The sequence below is a fragment of the Mesorhizobium sp. M7A.T.Ca.US.000.02.2.1 genome, assembly GCF_003996995.1.
GTDB lineage: Bacteria > Pseudomonadota > Alphaproteobacteria > Rhizobiales > Rhizobiaceae > Mesorhizobium.
On sequence record NZ_RZTT01000025.1, the window covers coordinates 13,489 to 29,556 of the forward strand.

At 63.2% G+C, this 16,068-nt stretch carries 13 protein-coding genes; 5 read left to right on the forward strand and 8 right to left on the reverse strand.

The window, feature by feature from the left end; genetic code table 11:
* Nucleotides 1–2: 2 nt before the first annotated feature.
* On the forward strand, nt 3–1,319 hold the full coding sequence (locus tag EOD15_RS04340) for an ArgE/DapE family deacylase (RefSeq protein WP_127321145.1): 1,317 nt from the start codon (nt 3–5) through the stop codon (nt 1,317–1,319).
* 24 nt (nt 1,320–1,343) lie between these two features.
* Here EOD15_RS04340 and EOD15_RS04345 read toward each other — a convergent pair whose 3' ends face one another.
* Genes EOD15_RS04345 through EOD15_RS04365 form a run of 5 tightly spaced genes read right to left on the reverse strand, consistent with a single transcriptional unit; the run spans nt 1,344 to nt 5,967 of the window.
* The gene (locus EOD15_RS04345) at nt 1,344–2,378 is read right to left on the reverse strand and encodes a branched-chain amino acid ABC transporter permease (protein ID WP_127321146.1); all 1,035 of its coding nucleotides are present in this window, start codon (nt 2,376–2,378) and stop codon (nt 1,344–1,346) included.
* Nucleotides 2,375–3,250, reverse strand: coding sequence for a branched-chain amino acid ABC transporter permease (locus EOD15_RS04350; RefSeq protein WP_127321147.1), 876 nt, complete (start codon nt 3,248–3,250; stop codon nt 2,375–2,377). The genes EOD15_RS04345 and EOD15_RS04350 overlap by 4 nt, the downstream gene beginning before the upstream one ends.
* Before the next feature lie 12 nt (nt 3,251–3,262).
* Complete coding sequence (locus tag EOD15_RS04355; RefSeq protein ID WP_127321148.1) at nt 3,263–3,976, reverse strand: ABC transporter ATP-binding protein; 714 nt, start codon at nt 3,974–3,976, stop codon at nt 3,263–3,265.
* Nucleotides 3,973–4,710 (reverse strand): ATP-binding cassette domain-containing protein, encoded by a 738-nt coding sequence (locus tag EOD15_RS04360; RefSeq protein ID WP_127321149.1) that lies wholly within the window; start codon nt 4,708–4,710, stop codon nt 3,973–3,975. Before EOD15_RS04360 ends, EOD15_RS04355 begins: the two co-directional genes overlap by 4 nt.
* A gap of 3 nt (nt 4,711–4,713) precedes the next feature.
* Nucleotides 4,714–5,967, reverse strand: a complete 1,254-nt coding sequence (locus EOD15_RS04365) for an ABC transporter substrate-binding protein (protein WP_027035742.1) — start codon at nt 5,965–5,967, stop codon at nt 4,714–4,716.
* A 192-nt stretch (nt 5,968–6,159) separates the two neighbouring features.
* On the opposite strand from EOD15_RS04365, the gene EOD15_RS04370 reads away from it, so the two are divergent.
* The 3 genes from EOD15_RS04370 (at nt 6,160) to EOD15_RS04380 (ending at nt 12,417) form a co-directional block, all read left to right on the forward strand.
* Complete coding sequence (locus EOD15_RS04370) at nt 6,160–6,978, forward strand: alpha/beta hydrolase (RefSeq protein WP_127321150.1); 819 nt, start codon at nt 6,160–6,162, stop codon at nt 6,976–6,978.
* A 131-nt stretch (nt 6,979–7,109) separates the two neighbouring features.
* Complete coding sequence (metH, locus tag EOD15_RS04375) at nt 7,110–10,919, forward strand: methionine synthase (protein WP_127321144.1); 3,810 nt, start codon at nt 7,110–7,112, stop codon at nt 10,917–10,919.
* Nucleotides 10,920–11,022: 103 nt separating this feature from the next.
* Nucleotides 11,023–12,417, forward strand: a complete 1,395-nt coding sequence (locus EOD15_RS04380; RefSeq protein WP_127321143.1) for a multicopper oxidase family protein — start codon at nt 11,023–11,025, stop codon at nt 12,415–12,417.
* A 33-nt stretch (nt 12,418–12,450) separates the two neighbouring features.
* Here the strand turns inward: EOD15_RS04380 and EOD15_RS04385 are convergent, their stop codons facing one another.
* From EOD15_RS04385 to EOD15_RS04395, 3 genes are all read right to left on the reverse strand, one after another.
* Nucleotides 12,451–12,738 carry a PTS sugar transporter subunit IIB gene (locus EOD15_RS04385; protein WP_023809203.1) on the reverse strand — a complete coding sequence of 96 codons (288 nt, stop codon included), beginning with the start codon at nt 12,736–12,738 and terminating at the stop codon, nt 12,451–12,453.
* Between the two features lie 17 nt (nt 12,739–12,755).
* Nucleotides 12,756–13,217 carry a PTS sugar transporter subunit IIA gene (locus EOD15_RS04390; protein ID WP_127267974.1) on the reverse strand — a complete coding sequence of 154 codons (462 nt, stop codon included), beginning with the start codon at nt 13,215–13,217 and terminating at the stop codon, nt 12,756–12,758.
* 73 nt (nt 13,218–13,290) lie between these two features.
* The gene (locus tag EOD15_RS04395; RefSeq protein ID WP_127321142.1) at nt 13,291–14,697 is read right to left on the reverse strand and encodes a PTS transporter subunit IIC; all 1,407 of its coding nucleotides are present in this window, start codon (nt 14,695–14,697) and stop codon (nt 13,291–13,293) included.
* Nucleotides 14,698–15,038: 341 nt separating this feature from the next.
* Between EOD15_RS04395 and EOD15_RS04400 the strand changes: the two genes are divergently transcribed.
* Nucleotides 15,039–16,068 (forward strand): homoserine dehydrogenase (locus EOD15_RS04400; RefSeq protein WP_127408322.1); only part of this gene is annotated, 1,030 nt, incomplete at its 3' end.

Sequence of the window (16,068 nt, forward strand, 5' to 3'; positions counted from 1 at the left end):
CGATGCCCGACAACCAGACCATCATCGATGCCGTGCAGGCTGAGATCGAGACCGATCGCGACTGGTTGATCGGGCTGACCCGCGACATGGTTCGCATCCCTTCGGTCAATCCCAAATTCGAGCCCAACCCGGCGATCAACCGCGAGGCGGATGTCCAGGCGCTGCTTGAACCGATCCTCAAGCAGGACGGGTTCAGGACCGAGCAATGGGATGCCTTGCCCGGCCGACCCAATCTGGTCGGCGAATGGGCGGGAGACGAGGATCGCAGCCTGATCCTCTGCGGCCATATCGACGTCGTGCCGGTCGGCGCGATGAAGGACTGGTCGGTCGATCCGTTCGGCGGCGAGATCACCAATGGCCGCCTCTATGGCCGCGGCGCCGTCGACATGAAGGGCGGCGTCGCCGCTTGCATCGCCGCCGCGCGCGCGATCCGCAAGGCGGGCATCACGTTGCAGGGCCGGCTCGCCATCCACTCGGTCGTCGACGAGGAAGCCGGCGGCTTCGGCGCCATGGATGCGGTGAAGAAGGGCAAGCTCGCCAAGGCGGTGCTGGTCGCCGAACCGACATGGGGCGATGTCCTGCCGGTCGAAGGCGGGCTTGAATGGGCGCGGGTGACGATCCGCGGGCGCAACGCCCATTCGGCGCTGCGCTACAACGAGATCTATCCGCAGCGCCACGACAAGGAGCGGCTGGAGCCGGGCGTCAACGCCATCGAGATCGCCGCCCGTTTCATCGCCGCCGTGCGCCAGTATGAGCTGGACCGGACGCGGGCGAAATCGCATCCATTGCTGCCGCTCGGCATGAACACGATCAACATCGGCGTCATGCATGGCGGAACCGGCCTTGGCCAGCACGGCTTGCCGACCGTCATGACCAACCCGGCCATCATTCCCGACGTCGCGGTGCTCGATCTCGACATGAAATTCCTGCCCGATGAGAACTCGGCCGACTACCGCCGCGATTTCGAGACGTTCGTCCACCATTTCGCCCAGACCGATGCGTGGCTGCGCGACAACCCGCCTGCGATCCAATGGGAGCTCGGCGGGCTGTATTTCCCGCCGATGAACACGCCGGTCGATCATCCGCTGGTGACATCGCTGATGAAGCGCAAGGCCATGGTCGGCAAGGCGCCGCAGGCGCGCGGCTTCGTCGCCGTGTGCGATGCCGCGCACTATGCCGGCGCCGGCGTCGACGGTGTCATCTTCGGCCCCTCAGGCGACGGGTTTCACGGTTCCGACGAATATGTCGAGGTCGAATCGGTGGTCGAGACCGCCAAGGTGATCGCCGCTTCGGTCATCGACTGGTGCGGCATCCGCTGAGGCGCAGCCGCTATTCCGAGCCGATCAGCCCGGGCGCTTCAGGCGTCCGGCGACGGCGCCCCATGAAGCCTTGATCATGCCGACCAGGCCGCTCGGGTAGGCCAGCATGACGCCGATGATCAGCACCGCCGTGATCATCGGCCGCCACGCGCCGAAATCGGCCATCCATTCGGCGAAGATCGTCAGCACGAAGGAGGCGACGATGGCGCCGTAGATGGTGCTGGTGCCGCCAAGCAGCACCATCGACAGGATGATGGTCGCGAGACTCATGCCGAAGACGTCGATCGAGGCATTGCGCTGGTAGGCGGCGTAAAAGGCGCCGGCGATGCCGGTGAAGAAGGCGCTCGCGGCAAGCGTCAGCATGCGCTGGCGCACGATCGAGACGCCGCGGCTGACGGCGTATTCCTCATTGTCGCGCAAGGCGACGATACTGGCCCCGGCGCGTGAGCGCACAAACACGCGCAGGAACAGCGTACTTGCCACCAGCAGTGCCAGCGCGATGTAGAAATAGGCGAACTTGCCGTCGCGGACCATGTTGTGGTCGAAGATATAAAGTCCGGGAATGCGCACCAGCCCTTGCGTGCCGCCGGTGATGGCGGACTGGCTGATGATCACCTGCATGACCAGCTGCGCGAAGCCGAAAGTGACCAGGATGATGTAGATGCCCTTCAGCCGCAGGATCGGGATGGTCACCAGGATCGCCGCCAGGGTTGCGATGACACCGCTGGCAAACAGCGCGATCCACGGGTCGAATTCGGCCAGCTTGGTCAGCAGGCTGTAGGCATAGACGCCGATGCCGAACAGCGCCAGATGGCCGAAATTGAAAACGCCGCCATAGCCGAGGCTAAGATCCCAGTTCGAGGCGACGATGGCGTAGATGAAGGCCATGATCAGGATGTGGCGGGCATAGGTGTCACCGAAGATCAGCGGCAGCAGCGCCAGCAGCGCGAAGCCGAGCACGAAGCCGATGGCCTCTTGCTTCCACGGCGTGCGGCCTGGAGCGATCGGGGTTGCCGCCTCGGCGTGGCCAGGCGCGATCAGCGATGTCGTGTCGGTCATGCTAGGCCTCGGGAGCGGCTGGCAAAGATGCCCTCGGGGCGCACCATCAGGGTCAGGATGAGCACGCCGAACAGCAGTGCCGGCGTCCAGTACAAGCCGAAATAATAGCTGCAGGCGGCCTCGAAGAAGCCGATCAGATAGGCGGCGAAGATCGGACCCGATATGCTCGATATGCCGCCGAAAACGACGACGATCAGCGCCTTGAGCAGCGGGTCGCTGCCCATCACCGGCGACATGAAGCGGTAGCCGCCCATGAAGATGCCGGCGAGCCCGGCCAGCGAGGCGGCGATGGCGAAGGCCAGCCCATAGAGCGCGGTGACGTTCAGCCCGACAAGATGGCTGGCATCTTCGTTCTGCGCCACGGCGCGCAGCGCCAGTCCCAGCCGCGTGCGGTTGAGGAACATCCAAAGCGCGGCCAGGATCAGCGGCGTGATAACGATGATGGCGATCTGGTGCAGGGAGACGCCGACGCCCCCGATGGTGGCGTTGCCGGCGATCAGCGCCGGGATCTGTTTCGAGCGCGGTCCCCAGATGGTCAGCGCGCCGTTCTCGATCAGCGACCCGGCCGCCAGCGTGGTGATGACGACGACCAGCACGATGTTGGGTCGGCCGATCAGCGGCCGCACGACGCTCGCCTGCAGGATCCAGCCGACGCCGGCCATGACGACGACGGCGATCGGAAAGGCGACCGCCGCCGGCAGGCCGAGTTCGACCAGCTGCCAGGCGATGTAGGCGCCCAGCATCATGAACACGCCATGGCTGAAATTGAACACGCCGATCGTCGTCCAGACCAGAGCCAGCCCGACCGCCATCATGGCGTAGAGCGAGCCCTGGAACAGGCCGCCGAACAGGATTTCCGCCAATGCGCTCATCTTCGGATTTTCCTAATGGCCAAAATACATCGACATGATCTCGCCGTGGTCGAGGCTTTCGCCCGGCTTAATCTCGGTCGCCACCGCGCCATGGTTGACGAGGTAGAGTTGCTGCGTCAGCTCCAGCAGGAATTCGATATCCTGCTCGACGACGATCAGCGGCACGCCGCCGCGCGAAATGTCCATGACGGAGGCGCAGAGTTCGTCCTTGATCTTGGGCGCCAGCCCCAGCGTCGGCTCGTCCAGGATCAGCAGGCGCGGATGGCTCATCAGCGCCGTGCCGATCGACACCATCTGGCGCTCGCCGCCCGACAATGTGCGCACGCGCTGGCGCCAGCGTTCCGCCAGTTTCGGAAACAGCTTGATCACCTTTTCGCGGTTCTCCGCCTCATGCGGCCGGGCCCTTGGCGAATAGGCGCCGAGCGCCATGCAGTCGGCGATCGAGAGATCGGGAAACAGCCGGTTGCCTTGCGGCACATGGATCAGGCCGGCGCCGACGATGGCGCGTGCGCTGCGGCCGGCAATGTCTTGCCCGTCGAACACGATGCGGCCGCTCTTCGGTTGCAGCAGCCCGGAGACTGCGCGCAGCAGCGTCGTCTTGCCATGGCCGTTGGGGCCGAACAGGCCGACATTGCCGAAACGGCCGGCCTCCAGCGAGATATCGTGCAGCACGGTGACGCGGCCATAGCCGGCGGTGACGCCTTCGACGCTGAGAATGGGGTTCACGCCGCCGATCTCCTCGTGCCGAGATAGGCTTCGATGACGCGCGGGTCCGCGATCACGCCGGCCGGGTCGCCAGCGGCCAGGACGCGGCCATTGTTGAGCACCAGCAGATGTTGCGAAAGGCTCATCAGGAAGGTCAGCACGTGCTCGATCAGAAGGATGGTGATGCCGCGGTCGGCGGTGCGGCGGATCAGGCCGATCGATGTCTCGATCTCGGGCTTGGTCAGGCTCGATGCCGGCTCGTCGAGCAAGAGCATGCGCGGCTGCATGGCAATCGCGGTGGCAAGCATCAGGCATTTGCGCTCGAACACGGACAATTCGCCGGCAAGCCGGCCGAACGACCGAGATCCCAGGCCGACGAACTCCAGCGCCTCGGCGGCGGCATTGCGGGCCGTGGCCGCTGTCTTTTCCTGCTTGCCATAACTGGCGCCGATCAGCGCGTTCTCGAACACGGTCAGTCCGTCGAAGCTGGTCTCGCGCTGAAACGTGCGGGCGAGGCCGAGACGCGCGATGGCGTGTCCCGATTTGCCGTTTATGGCAATGCCGTCAAAGCGGATCTGGCCCCGCTCGGGGCCGAACGGTATGCCGGTGATGATGTTGAACAGCGTGCTCTTGCCGCTGCCGTTCGGGCCGGCGATGCCGAAGATCTCGCCGGCCTCGACCTTGAACGACACGCCGTCGACGGCCTTCAGCGAACCGAAGGCCTTCGACACGTCGTCCAGTTCAAGCAGGGCCATTCCCTACTTCATCCAGGGCTGGAGCTTGAAGGCGCCGGTGGCGTATTTTTCCGGCGAGATCAGCGTGCGCTGGCCATCCCAGATCTGGAAGAAGGTGATCGGAATATAGTCGTCGCCCTGCGTGGCAAGGTGGGTGGCGGGATCGAATTTCAGCCTCCCTTCCGCGACCTGCTTGTCGGTCTCCGACAGCGCCTTCATGATCGCCGCATGGTCGGATGCGCCGCCGACCTTCTTGACCGCGTCGAAATAGACATTGGTCATTTCGTAGAGGCCAACGCCGTAGGTGCCGCTCTCGACGCCGTATTTTGCCTTGAACTTGGCTGCCACCTCGTCGGCGCGCGGGTTCTTCGGCGTCGTCAGCGCGCCGCCGAGCAGATTGTAGATGACACCATCCGATTTCTTGCCGGTCAGCTCGACGAATTCCGGAACGCTCGGTGCGTATTGCAGGAAGACGAGGCTCTTGGTCGGCTGCTCGAGGAACTGGTTCAGGAACGACGCCGAATTGCCCGGCAGATAGTCGGTGTTGATGACGACGTCGGGAACGTTCTCGCGCACCTTGGCGAGGATCGAACGCCAGTCGGTCACTTCGCCGAACGGCACGATCTCGTCGACGGTGATGGTCCAGCCCTTCTCCTTGAAGGTCTTCTTCATGCCTTCGGAGATGGTCTTCGAATAGGCATTGTCGGACGAGATGATGGCGACCTTCTTGGTCGGCAAGGTGATCTTGCCGTCGGCCGCGAGCTTCTCGACGAACAGGGTGACGTCGGTGTTGTAGGCGTCGAAGGAAGGCGTCAGCGACCAGCAGCACATGTATTTATCGGGGCTCGGCGCGATGATGTCCCTGGTCTGCTGCGAGGTGGCCGCCAGCATGTAGGGCATTTCCGCTTCGGCCATGTTGTCGATCTCGAAATTGGTCAGGCTGGCATAGCCGGTCAGCATGAAGTGCACGCCCGGATCGCCAAGCAGGCGCTCGACCGCGCTGGTGACGTTGCCGGCGGACTGATCCTTGACGTCGCCGACCACCAGTTCGAACGTATCCCCGGCAACGCCGCCGGCTGCGTTCGCCTCGTCGATGGCCATCTGCACGCCGCGCTGGAATTCCTGGCCGTCCGCCGCGGCAGGGCCGGTCAGCGGCGCAAGCAGGCCGATCTTGACGACGTCGGCAAAGGCGGGGGCGGCAGATGCGGCAAACATGCCGATCAGCGTCGTGCTCATCAGCATATGGCGGATTCGACTTGCGGCGGATTTGGGCTTCATCGTGCTGTTCCCTGTTTTCCTCCCGTTCATCGGGAGTTGGATAATTGACAATCTACGCATAATTGTTCTTATTTGAAAAGGATTTTTCAACGCAACCTGGCCGGGAAGATGGTTCCCGCAAAGGTATGGAAGCCGTGGCGCTTTGCTGCGCAACTGTATTAAAACAGGGCAATTCCCCCGACGGAGCGGACAATGGCGATCTCGCAGAAGACCCTTGAAACCAGCCACGGCAAGATCGCGGTTCGCCAGACCAGTGGCGAAGGCACCGCTGTCATGCTGATCCACGGCAATTCATCTTCCAGCGCCGTTTTCCGCAACCAGTTGGACAGCCCGTTGGGCGAGCGCTACCACCTCATCGCTCCCGACTTGCCAGGCCATGGAGCGTCCGCCGATGCGATCGATCCGGAGCGTTCCTACAGCATGGAAGGCTATGCCGATGCCATGACCGAAGTGCTCGGGCTGCTCGGCATCGACAAGGCCATCGTCTTCGGCTGGTCGCTCGGCGGCCATATCGGGCTTGAGATGATCGACCGTTTTCCCGGCCTGCTTGGCCTGATGATCACCGGCACGCCGCCCGTCTCGCCCGAGCAGGTCGGCAACGGCTTCAAGCCGAGCCCGCATATGCACCTTGCCGGGCAGGAAACCTTCACTGACGCGGATGTCGAGGCCTATGCGCGCAGCACCTGCGGCGAGCCGTTCGAGCCGTTTCTCATCGACACGGTGGCGCGCACCGATGGAAGGGCGCGGCGCCTGATGTTCGAAAAGTTCGCGGCCGGCACCGGGCGGAACCAGCGCGAGATCGTCGCCGGCAAGACGCCGCCGATCGCCGTTCTGAACGGCATCGACGAGCCATTCGTCAACACCGATTTCGTCTCCGCTGTGAAATTCTCCAATCTATGGGAAGGCAAGGCCCATCTGCTCGACAAATCCGGCCACGCGCCGTTCTGGGATTCGCCAGATCGCTTCAATCCGGTCTTCGCCCGCTTCCTGGCAAGCTTCGACAGAGCGTAGGTCCGTCGGAAAACCGGCGCCACAGACCCCGCCTTCGAGGCAGGTGGGTGACAATCGCGCGCATCTGCCGTATATTGACATAAAGATATCCTTATGTGACATGAAAAGGCCTGTCGCCAAAGGGATAAAAAATGTCGCAGAATTCTGCATCGCTGGACGCATTGTTCGGCCCCGTCGCGGCAAAACCGGACGGCTCGGAAGTGCTTGCCGCGCTGACAGCGGCGGCACGCGAGCGCATTCTCATCCTCGACGGCGCCATGGGCACACAGATCCAGGGCTTCGGCTTTGATGAGGACCAGTTTCGCGGCGAGGCCTTCGCCGGCTGCGCCTGCCACCAGCAGGGCAACAACGATCTTCTGATCCTGACGCAGCCGAAGGCGATCGAGGAGATTCACTATCAATACGCCATCGCAGGCGCCGATATCCTCGAAACCAACACCTTCTCCTCGACCTCGATCGCCCAGGCCGATTACGGCATGGAGGATGCCGTCTACGCGCTGAACCGCGATGGCGCGCGGTTGGTGCGGCGCGCGGCGGTGAGGGCCGAGCAGGAAGATGGCAAGCGCCGCTTTGTCGCCGGCGCACTCGGGCCGACCAACCGCACCGCCTCGATGTCGCCCGACGTCAACAATCCCGGCTATCGCGCCGTGACCTTCGACGATCTGCGCCTCGCCTATGGCGAGCAGCTGCGCGGGTTGATCGATGGCGGCGCCGACATCATCCTGATCGAGACGATCTTCGACACGCTGAATGCCAAGGCGGCGATCTTCGCAGCGGAAGAGATCTTCATTGAGAAGGGCGTGCGCCTGCCGGTGATGATCTCGGGCACCATCACGGACCTCTCCGGCCGCACGCTGTCGGGCCAGACGCCGACGGCCTTCTGGCATTCGGTGCGCCATGCCAGCCCGTTCACCATCGGCCTCAACTGCGCGCTCGGCGCCAACGCGATGCGCGCGCATCTGGCCGAAATATCCGGTGTCGCCAACACCTTCACCTGCGCCTATCCGAATGCCGGCCTGCCCAACGAATTCGGTAGGTATGACGAGAGCCCGGACTTCATGGCCGCGCAGATCGAGGATTTCGCCAGGGAAGGGCTGGTCAATGTCGTCGGCGGGTGCTGCGGCTCGACGCCGGAGCACATCCGCGCCATCGCCGAGGCGGTGCGGAAGTATTCGCCGCGCGCCATCCCTTACATTGAGCCCAAGATGCGCCTGTCCGGGCTGGAGCCGTTCACGCTCACCGACGAGATCCCCTTCGTCAATGTCGGCGAGCGCACCAATGTCACCGGCTCGGCCAAATTCCGAAAACTGATCACGGCGGGCGACTATGTCGCCGCACTCGACGTCGCCCGCGACCAGGTCGCCAACGGCGCCCAGATCATCGACATCAACATGGACGAAGGCCTGATCGATTCGAAGAAGGCCATGGTCGAGTACGTCAACCTGATCGCCGCCGAGCCGGACATCGCCCGCGTTCCTATCATGGTCGACAGTTCGAAATGGGCGATCATCGAGGCCGGCTTGAAATGCGTGCAGGGCAAGCCGCTGGTCAACTCCATCTCGATGAAGGAGGGCGAGGAGGCCTTCCTGCATCATGCCAGGCTGGTGCGCGCCTATGGGGCTGCTGTCGTCGTCATGGCCTTCGACGAGGACGGCCAGGCCGACACCAAGGCGCGCAAGGTCGAGATCTGCACCCGCGCCTACAAGCTCCTGACCGAACAGGCCGGCTTCCCGCCCGAGGACATCGTCTTCGATCCCAATGTCTTCGCCATTGCCACCGGCATCGAGGAGCACGACAATTACGGCGTCGACTTCATAGAAGCCGCGGGCGAGATCACCGCGACGCTGCCGCATGTCCACATTTCCGGCGGCGTGTCGAACCTGTCCTTCTCGTTTCGCGGCAACGAGCCGGTGCGCGAGGCCATGCATGCCGTGTTCCTCTACCATGCCATCCAGCGCGGCATGGACATGGGCATCGTCAATGCCGGCCAGCTCGCCGTCTACGACACGATCGAGCCGGCACTGCGCGAGGCCTGCGAGGACGTCGTGCTCAACCGCGCGCCCAGGGCCGGCGGCACCGCCACCGAACGCATGCTGGAGATTGCCGAACGCTTCAAAGGCACGGCCGGGAAGGAAGCGCAGGAGCGCGATCTCGCCTGGCGCGAATGGACTGTCGAACAGCGGATCAGCCATGCACTGGTCAACGGCATCACCGAATTCATCGACGCCGACACCGAGGAAGCGCGGCTTGCCGCCGAGCGGCCGCTGCATGTCATCGAAGGCCCGCTGATGGCCGGCATGAACGTCGTCGGCGACCTGTTCGGCGCGGGCAAGATGTTCCTGCCGCAAGTGGTGAAATCGGCGCGGGTGATGAAGCAGGCCGTCGCCGGATTGCTGCCGCATATGGAGGCCGAGAAGCTGGCCAACGCCGCCAACGGCATCGACAATGGCGAACGCCAGACAGCGGGCAAGATCCTGATGGCGACGGTCAAGGGCGATGTCCATGACATCGGCAAGAACATCGTCGGCGTCGTGCTCGCCTGCAACAACTACGAGATCGTCGATCTCGGCGTCATGGTGCCGGCAGCGAAAATCCTGCAGACGGCGCGCGACCAAAATGTCGACATCATCGGCCTGTCCGGCCTGATCACGCCATCCCTCGATGAAATGGTGCACATGGCCGCCGAGATGGAGCGCGAAGGCTTCGACATTCCGCTGCTGATCGGCGGCGCAACGACCAGCCGCGTGCACACGGCGGTGAAGATCCACCCGCGCTACACCAAGGGCCAGACGGTCTACGTCACCGACGCCAGCCGGGCGGTGGGTGTCGTGTCGTCCTTGCTGTCGAACGAGACCAAGGGCGGCTATGTCGACACGGTGCGCACCGAATACAAGAAGGTCGCCGATGCGCATGCCCGCTCCGAATCCGACAAGCAGCGGCTGCCGCTGGCCAAGGCGAGGGCTAATGCGCACCGGATCGACTGGTCTGCCTACGAGCCGCCGAAGCCGTCCTTTACCGGCGTCAAGGTATTCGAGAACTGGGATCTCACCGAACTCGCGCACTACATCGATTGGACGCCGTTCTTCCAGACCTGGGAACTGAAGGGCCGTTATCCCAAAATTCTCGAAGACGAGGCGCAAGGCGCCGCCGCGCGCCAGCTGTTCGAGGATGCGCAGGCGATGCTGAAGAGGATCATCGCCGAGAAATGGTTCGCGCCGCGCGGCGTCGTCGGCTTCTGGCCGGCCAATGCCGTCGGCGACGACATCAGGCTGTTCACGGACGAAAAGCGGTCGCAGGAACTGGCGACCTTCTTTACCTTGCGCCAGCAGCTGACCAAGCGCGATGGCAAGGCCAATGTCGCACTGGCGGACTTCGTCGCGCCAGCGGAGTGCGGCAAGCCGGATTACATCGGCGGCTTTATCGTCACCGCCGGCATCGAAGAGGTGGCTATCGCCGAACGGTTCGAGCGAGCGAATGATGATTATTCGTCGATCATGGTCAAGGCGCTGGCAGACCGCTTCGCCGAAGCCTTTGCCGAGCGGATGCATGAGAAAGTGCGCAAGGAATTCTGGGGCTATGCTTCAGATGAAGCGCTGGCGCCGGACGAACTGATCGGCGAACCCTATCGCGGCATTCGCCCTGCGCCCGGCTATCCGGCGCAGCCCGACCATACGGAGAAGGCGACTTTGTTCCGGCTGCTCGACGGTGAGCGCAATGCAGGCGTGAGCCTGACCGAAAGCTATGCGATGTGGCCGGGCTCGTCGGTCTCCGGCATCTATCTGGCGCATCCAGAAAGCTACTATTTCGGCGTCGCCAAGGTCGAACGCGACCAGGTCGAGGATTATGCGCGCCGGAAGGCGATGCCGTTGGCAGAGGTCGAGCGCTGGCTCGGCCCCATCCTCAACTACGTGCCGGCACATTATGCCGAGGCGGCTGAATAGCGGCGCCATGCGTTCAACAGAATTTGCGCTGGTTGCCGGCTTGTGATCCGTGGCGCGGCGGTTACACCTGCGCGGGCAGCCGTCTTTACAGTTGGAGCGCCGAATGACCTTACTCACACGCCGCAGGCTTTTGAAGACGGCTGCGGTTGCCGGCGCGGGCGGGATCGGGCTTTCGGCGATGGGCCGGCTTGGTGGCTGGGCCGCCGCGACGCCTGAGCCGGTGGTTTTGCAGACGGCAAAGATCCAGGCGAAGCTGATGGATGTCGGCCAGACCAGGGATGTGCTGACCTATGGCAACGCCGGAATGCCGCCCGTGCTCAGGATGAAAAAGGGCGAGCCCTTCGCAGCACGCCTTGTCAACGCGATCGACGATCCGACGACGATCCACTGGCACGGTATTCGCGTTCCCAACAAGATGGACGGCGTGCCGTTTCTGGTACAGCCCTACGTCTACACCGGCGATCATTTCGACTACGCCTTCACGCCGCCCGATGCCGGCACCTTCTGGTACCACCCGCATTGCAACACGCTGGAGCAGATGGGCCATGGCCTGACTGGCGTGATCGTGGTCGAGAATCCCAACGATCCGAAATTCGATGCCGAAATCGTCCTCAATTTGCGCGACTGGCGCCTCGGTGACGACGGCCAGTTCATCGACCAGTTCCGGCCGCGCGATGCCGCGAGAACCGGCACTTACGGCACGGTACGCACCGCCAATTGGCTCGATCAGCCGCAATATGATGCGCCGGCCGGCGGACTTGGGCGGCTGCGCGTCGCCATCACCGACGTGACGCGTATCTACGCTTTTCGCGTCGACGGTGCGGAGGCGAGTATCATGGCGCTCGACGGCAATCCGGTGCCTGAGCGTTTTTCGCCCGACGCCTTGCTGCTTGGACCCGGCCAGCGCATGGAACTGGCCATACGCATGCCCGACAATGAAGGCGCGATGGTCAGCTTGAGGGACGTCAGGGGCACCAAGCCAAAAATCCTGGCAACCCTGCGCGCGACAGGAAAATCCCTCAAACGGGACATTCGCGATGTTGCTCCGCTGGAGCTCAATCCGGTGGCGGAAGTGGATCTCGCCAGTGCCAGGCATATTTCCCTGGCACTAAGCGCCACGGCGGAGAACGTCCCGAGCGATGGCATCTGCGGTTCGCTTGGCTACAGTTTCTGGGCCATCAACAAAGTCCCGTGGCCAGGCGACACCAAGGACCCGACCGCGCCACTGGCCGAATTGAAGCTTGGCCAAAGCTACGTCATCGACATGGAGAACCTGACGCCGCAATCCCATCCGATGCATCTGCACGGTATGAGCTTCAAAGTGCTGTCATCCTCGACGCGCCGGGTTCAGCCTGTGATTTCCGACACCTATCTCATCCAGCCCAACGAGAAGGTTCAGCTCGGCTTCGTCGCCGACAATCCCGGCGATTGGCTGCTGCACTGCCACATCATCGAGCACCAGAAATCGGGAATGACGAGCTACGTCAGGGTGGTGTGAAGCCGCGTCAGCCTGCGCGTAGCGTCGGTGCCGTCATTTGCGCAATTGCGCCTCGATCTCGTCGAGCACCTTGTCCTTGCCGATGCCGGTGAGGAAGGCGAGGCCCTTGATCACCGGCTTGGTGACCGAAGCGGAGATCGGGGTGGTTGCGACGATGAAGTCGACATTGTCGGCCAGTCCGGGCACTTCGGTGGCCTTCGCCTGCTGGGCATTGAAGGTGAGGCCGCGTTTCTTCATTTCCTCGGTGACGGCGACATTGACCGCGGTCGAGGTGGCGATGCCCGTGCCGCAGGCAAAGAGAATGGTTTTCTGTCTCGACATCTCTGCTTCTCCTTGTTTCAGCCGAGTACGGCTCGCACGTCTTCGAGGGTTCTGGCCGACCTCAAATCATCCAAGGCTTGCGGGTTCTGGATGGTGGCCATGACGGCCTGCAGCGCCTCAATCTGCTTGTCCTTGTCGTTGATGGCAAGCAGGAAGACGAAGCCGACCGGCAGCATCTCGTCGGGATCCTCCATGTTGGCGAAGGTCACTGGTTGCTTCAATGTGCCCATCGCGATGCCAGGCTTCAGCACATGCTCCGGATCGGTGTGCGGCACCGCGACATTATCGGAGCGTTCCAGCGGCAGTCCGGTCGGGATGGTCAATTCGCGGCGCACGACCGCGTCGGCATAGCTGCTTTTGACATAGCCAAGTCTCTCCAGCCGGCCCGCCAGGATGCGGATGATCTCCTCATTGGTCGAGGCATCGGATCCGAGCACGATCGCGTCAGGGTCCAGAAGCTGCATGAGTCCGTCGGACATTCTTTGCTCCGTCTATGAAATCGTGCGCCCCGGGAAGGGCGCACGATCGGTTTGAGGGTGGACGCTATCAGGTTCAGGCCGTCTCTTCGGCCGGCTCGTCCTCGGCGCCCGCGGCCCGCTCCCAGCCGAGCGGATTGCGGCGGTAGAGGACAAACAATGCCGCGATAACCACCGCGATCACGATGATGCCGACAAGCCCCATCCCCTGGATAGCCTCGATGACCACGTAAGGCACCCACAGGAAGCCGTCGACCACCGAGGTGATCTGCAGTGCGTCCGCCGGCAGCTTGAAGCCCGACGAGACTGCTGCGCTGGTGAACAGCGGCGCCAGCGCGTTGGCGACGTAGAAGCCGATGGCCAGCGTCACCGTGCCGATCACCACCATGCGGAACACGTTGCCTTTGACCAGCGGCGCGGTCATGGCGACGATGAAGGGGATGACCGCGAGGTCGGCGAACAGGATGACGCGGTTGCCCGGCAGGATGATGGACAGAATGATCGCGATCGGCACCAGGATCAGCGACGACGAGATCGCGGCCGGATGGCCGATCAGGATCGCCGAATCGAGACCAACGAGAAGCTCTCGGTCACCGGTGCGTTTGCGCACGAACGCCTGTGCGGCATCGGAGACGGGGATCAGCCCCTCCATCAGGATCTTGACCATGCGCGGCAGCAGCAGCATCACCGCGGCCAGCGTCATGCCGGTGCCCAGGACCTTGGCCAGCACCACGCTGAGATCACCCGCATTGTAGAAGGCGATCATACCAAGCACGAGGCCGATGATGAGGCCCATCACGACAGGTTCGCCGAACACGCCGAACCTGCGCTCGATGGTGTCCGTGTTGATGTTGATGCGGTTGATCCCGGGAATGCGGTCCATGATCCAGTTGAGCACAATGGCGATCGGCAGGATCTGTGCCGAGGCGAGATGCGGCACGGAAATGCCGGGCACGCCGTAGAACTGCTGTACCGCGCGCGCCGACCAGTCGGCGAACAGCAGCGAGAGTGCTGCGACAAGTGCTGCGACCGCGATGCCATAGGCCAGATTGTCGGTTGCGGCGACGACCAGCGAGCCGACAAAGGCGAAGTGCCAGAAATTCCAGACGTCGACATTGAGCGTGCGCGTCATGCGTGTCAGCAACAGCACGATGTTGACGAGGATGCCGACCGGAATGACCCAAAGGCCGACCGACGAGCCGAAGGCGATCGCGGCCGCGGAGGGCCAGCCGACATCGATGATGTCGCGATGAATACCGGTGTTGGTGACGATGGCCTTGGCGACGTCGCCAATCGACGTGAACATGAGGCCAAGCACCAGATTGATGCCGATGAAGGCGACGCCGATGGTGACGGCGGCGCGAAAAGCCTTGCTGACCTTGGCGCCCAGAACCACGGCGATGATGAAAATGACAATTGGCAGCAGGATCGTCGGGCCAAGCGTATCGATGGCCCCTTTTAGGCCCGCGAGAACAGTATCCATTTTTCCTCCCCTGGAGCCGCGAGCCTTCGCTCGACGCCTCGCAATGATGCTCCATCCAGCCTTTGACGCCCTGGCGCAAAGACACTCCCCAATTTGCCCCAGAGGCGAATGCTTTCCGACTGTCGCGTCGGTGAACATTTGCCTTTGTTGACAAACGAATGTTTTATTGGGGTTGTCAGCTGCGATGTCAATTGGTTGCGCTTCGGCCAATCGAGCCTCGGCGGACGTCCCCTCCGAGACGATTTCGTGGGAAATTGCCGGTTGCGACCGGGTTTCGTTGGCAAATAGAACCCGTTCCCTGCTATCCGACCCCAAATCACGAAGCTGTGGACATTTCCTGCATGACCAACGTCGCCCTGACCGGCCTTGCCCGCGATCTCGCCAGGCGTGCCGCCGAGGGCCGCCCGGTGCGCATTGGCGTCATCGGCTCGGGCGAAATGGGCACCGATCTGGTCACCCAAGGCATGCTGATGCCAGGCATTTCGATCTGCGCCGTCTCGACGCGCCGCCCGCACACCGCGCGCGATGCCATCCGTATCGCCTATGGCGACGAAGCCATGGCCGTCGAAGCCGACACCGCGTCGAAAGTCACCGGAGCCATCGAGAGCGGCAAGATCGCCATCACTTCGAACGAGATGCTGGTCACCAATCCGTTGATCGACGTCGTCATCGACGCCACCGGCAAGCCGGGTGTCGCCGCCGATTTCGACCTCATGGCGATGGAGCACGGCAAGCATCTGGTGATGATGAACGTCGAGGCCGACGTCACCATCGGCTGCTACCTCAAGCAGCAGGCCGACCGGCTTGGCGTCGTCTATTCGGTGGGTGCGGGCGACGAGCCGTCGAGCTGCATGGAACTGATCGAATTCGCGTCGGCGCTCGGGCTGACCATCGTCTCGGCCGGCAAGGGCAAGAACAACCCGCTCAACCACGATGCCGTACCGGACGACTATCGCGCCGAAGCGATCCGCCGCAACATGAACCCACGCATGCTGGTCGAGTTCGTCGACGGTTCCAAGACCATGGTCGAGATGTGCGCCATCGCCAACGCCACCGGGCTGGTGCCCGACGTGCCCGGTATGCACGGCCCCAAGGCCGACCGCGATGACCTCGCCAAGGTGCTGATCCCGCGCGAGGATGGCGGTCTGCTGTTGAAGAAAGGCGTCGTCGACTACACGATTGGCAAAGGCGTCGCGCCCGGCGTCTTCGTCATCGTCGAGGCGACGCATCCGCGCATCATCGAGCGCATGGACGATCTGCATATCGGCCACGGCCCCTACTACAGTCTGTTCCGGCCGTATCATCTGACCTCGCTGGAAGTGCCGCTGACCGCCGCCCGCATCATGCTTTTCGGCAAGCCCGACATGGTGC

What these genes read in the sequence shown, in the direction of transcription:
- EOD15_RS04340 (WP_127321145.1), top strand. Translation starts at nt 3, where the DNA reads ATGCCCGACAACCAGACCATCATCGATGCCGTGCAGGCTGAGATCGAG.
- EOD15_RS04345 (WP_127321146.1), bottom strand. Translation starts at nt 2,378, where the DNA reads ATGACCGACACGACATCGCTGATCGCGCCTGGCCACGCCGAGGCGGCA.
- EOD15_RS04350 (WP_127321147.1), bottom strand. Translation starts at nt 3,250, where the DNA reads ATGAGCGCATTGGCGGAAATCCTGTTCGGCGGCCTGTTCCAGGGCTCG.
- EOD15_RS04360 (WP_127321149.1), bottom strand. Translation starts at nt 4,710, where the DNA reads ATGGCCCTGCTTGAACTGGACGACGTGTCGAAGGCCTTCGGTTCGCTG.
- EOD15_RS04365 (WP_027035742.1), bottom strand. Translation starts at nt 5,967, where the DNA reads ATGAAGCCCAAATCCGCCGCAAGTCGAATCCGCCATATGCTGATGAGC.
- EOD15_RS04370 (WP_127321150.1), top strand. Translation starts at nt 6,160, where the DNA reads ATGGCGATCTCGCAGAAGACCCTTGAAACCAGCCACGGCAAGATCGCG.
- metH (WP_127321144.1), top strand. Translation starts at nt 7,110, where the DNA reads ATGTCGCAGAATTCTGCATCGCTGGACGCATTGTTCGGCCCCGTCGCG.
- EOD15_RS04380 (WP_127321143.1), top strand. Translation starts at nt 11,023, where the DNA reads ATGACCTTACTCACACGCCGCAGGCTTTTGAAGACGGCTGCGGTTGCC.
- EOD15_RS04385 (WP_023809203.1), bottom strand. Translation starts at nt 12,738, where the DNA reads ATGTCGAGACAGAAAACCATTCTCTTTGCCTGCGGCACGGGCATCGCC.
- EOD15_RS04390 (WP_127267974.1), bottom strand. Translation starts at nt 13,217, where the DNA reads ATGTCCGACGGACTCATGCAGCTTCTGGACCCTGACGCGATCGTGCTC.
- EOD15_RS04395 (WP_127321142.1), bottom strand. Translation starts at nt 14,697, where the DNA reads ATGGATACTGTTCTCGCGGGCCTAAAAGGGGCCATCGATACGCTTGGC.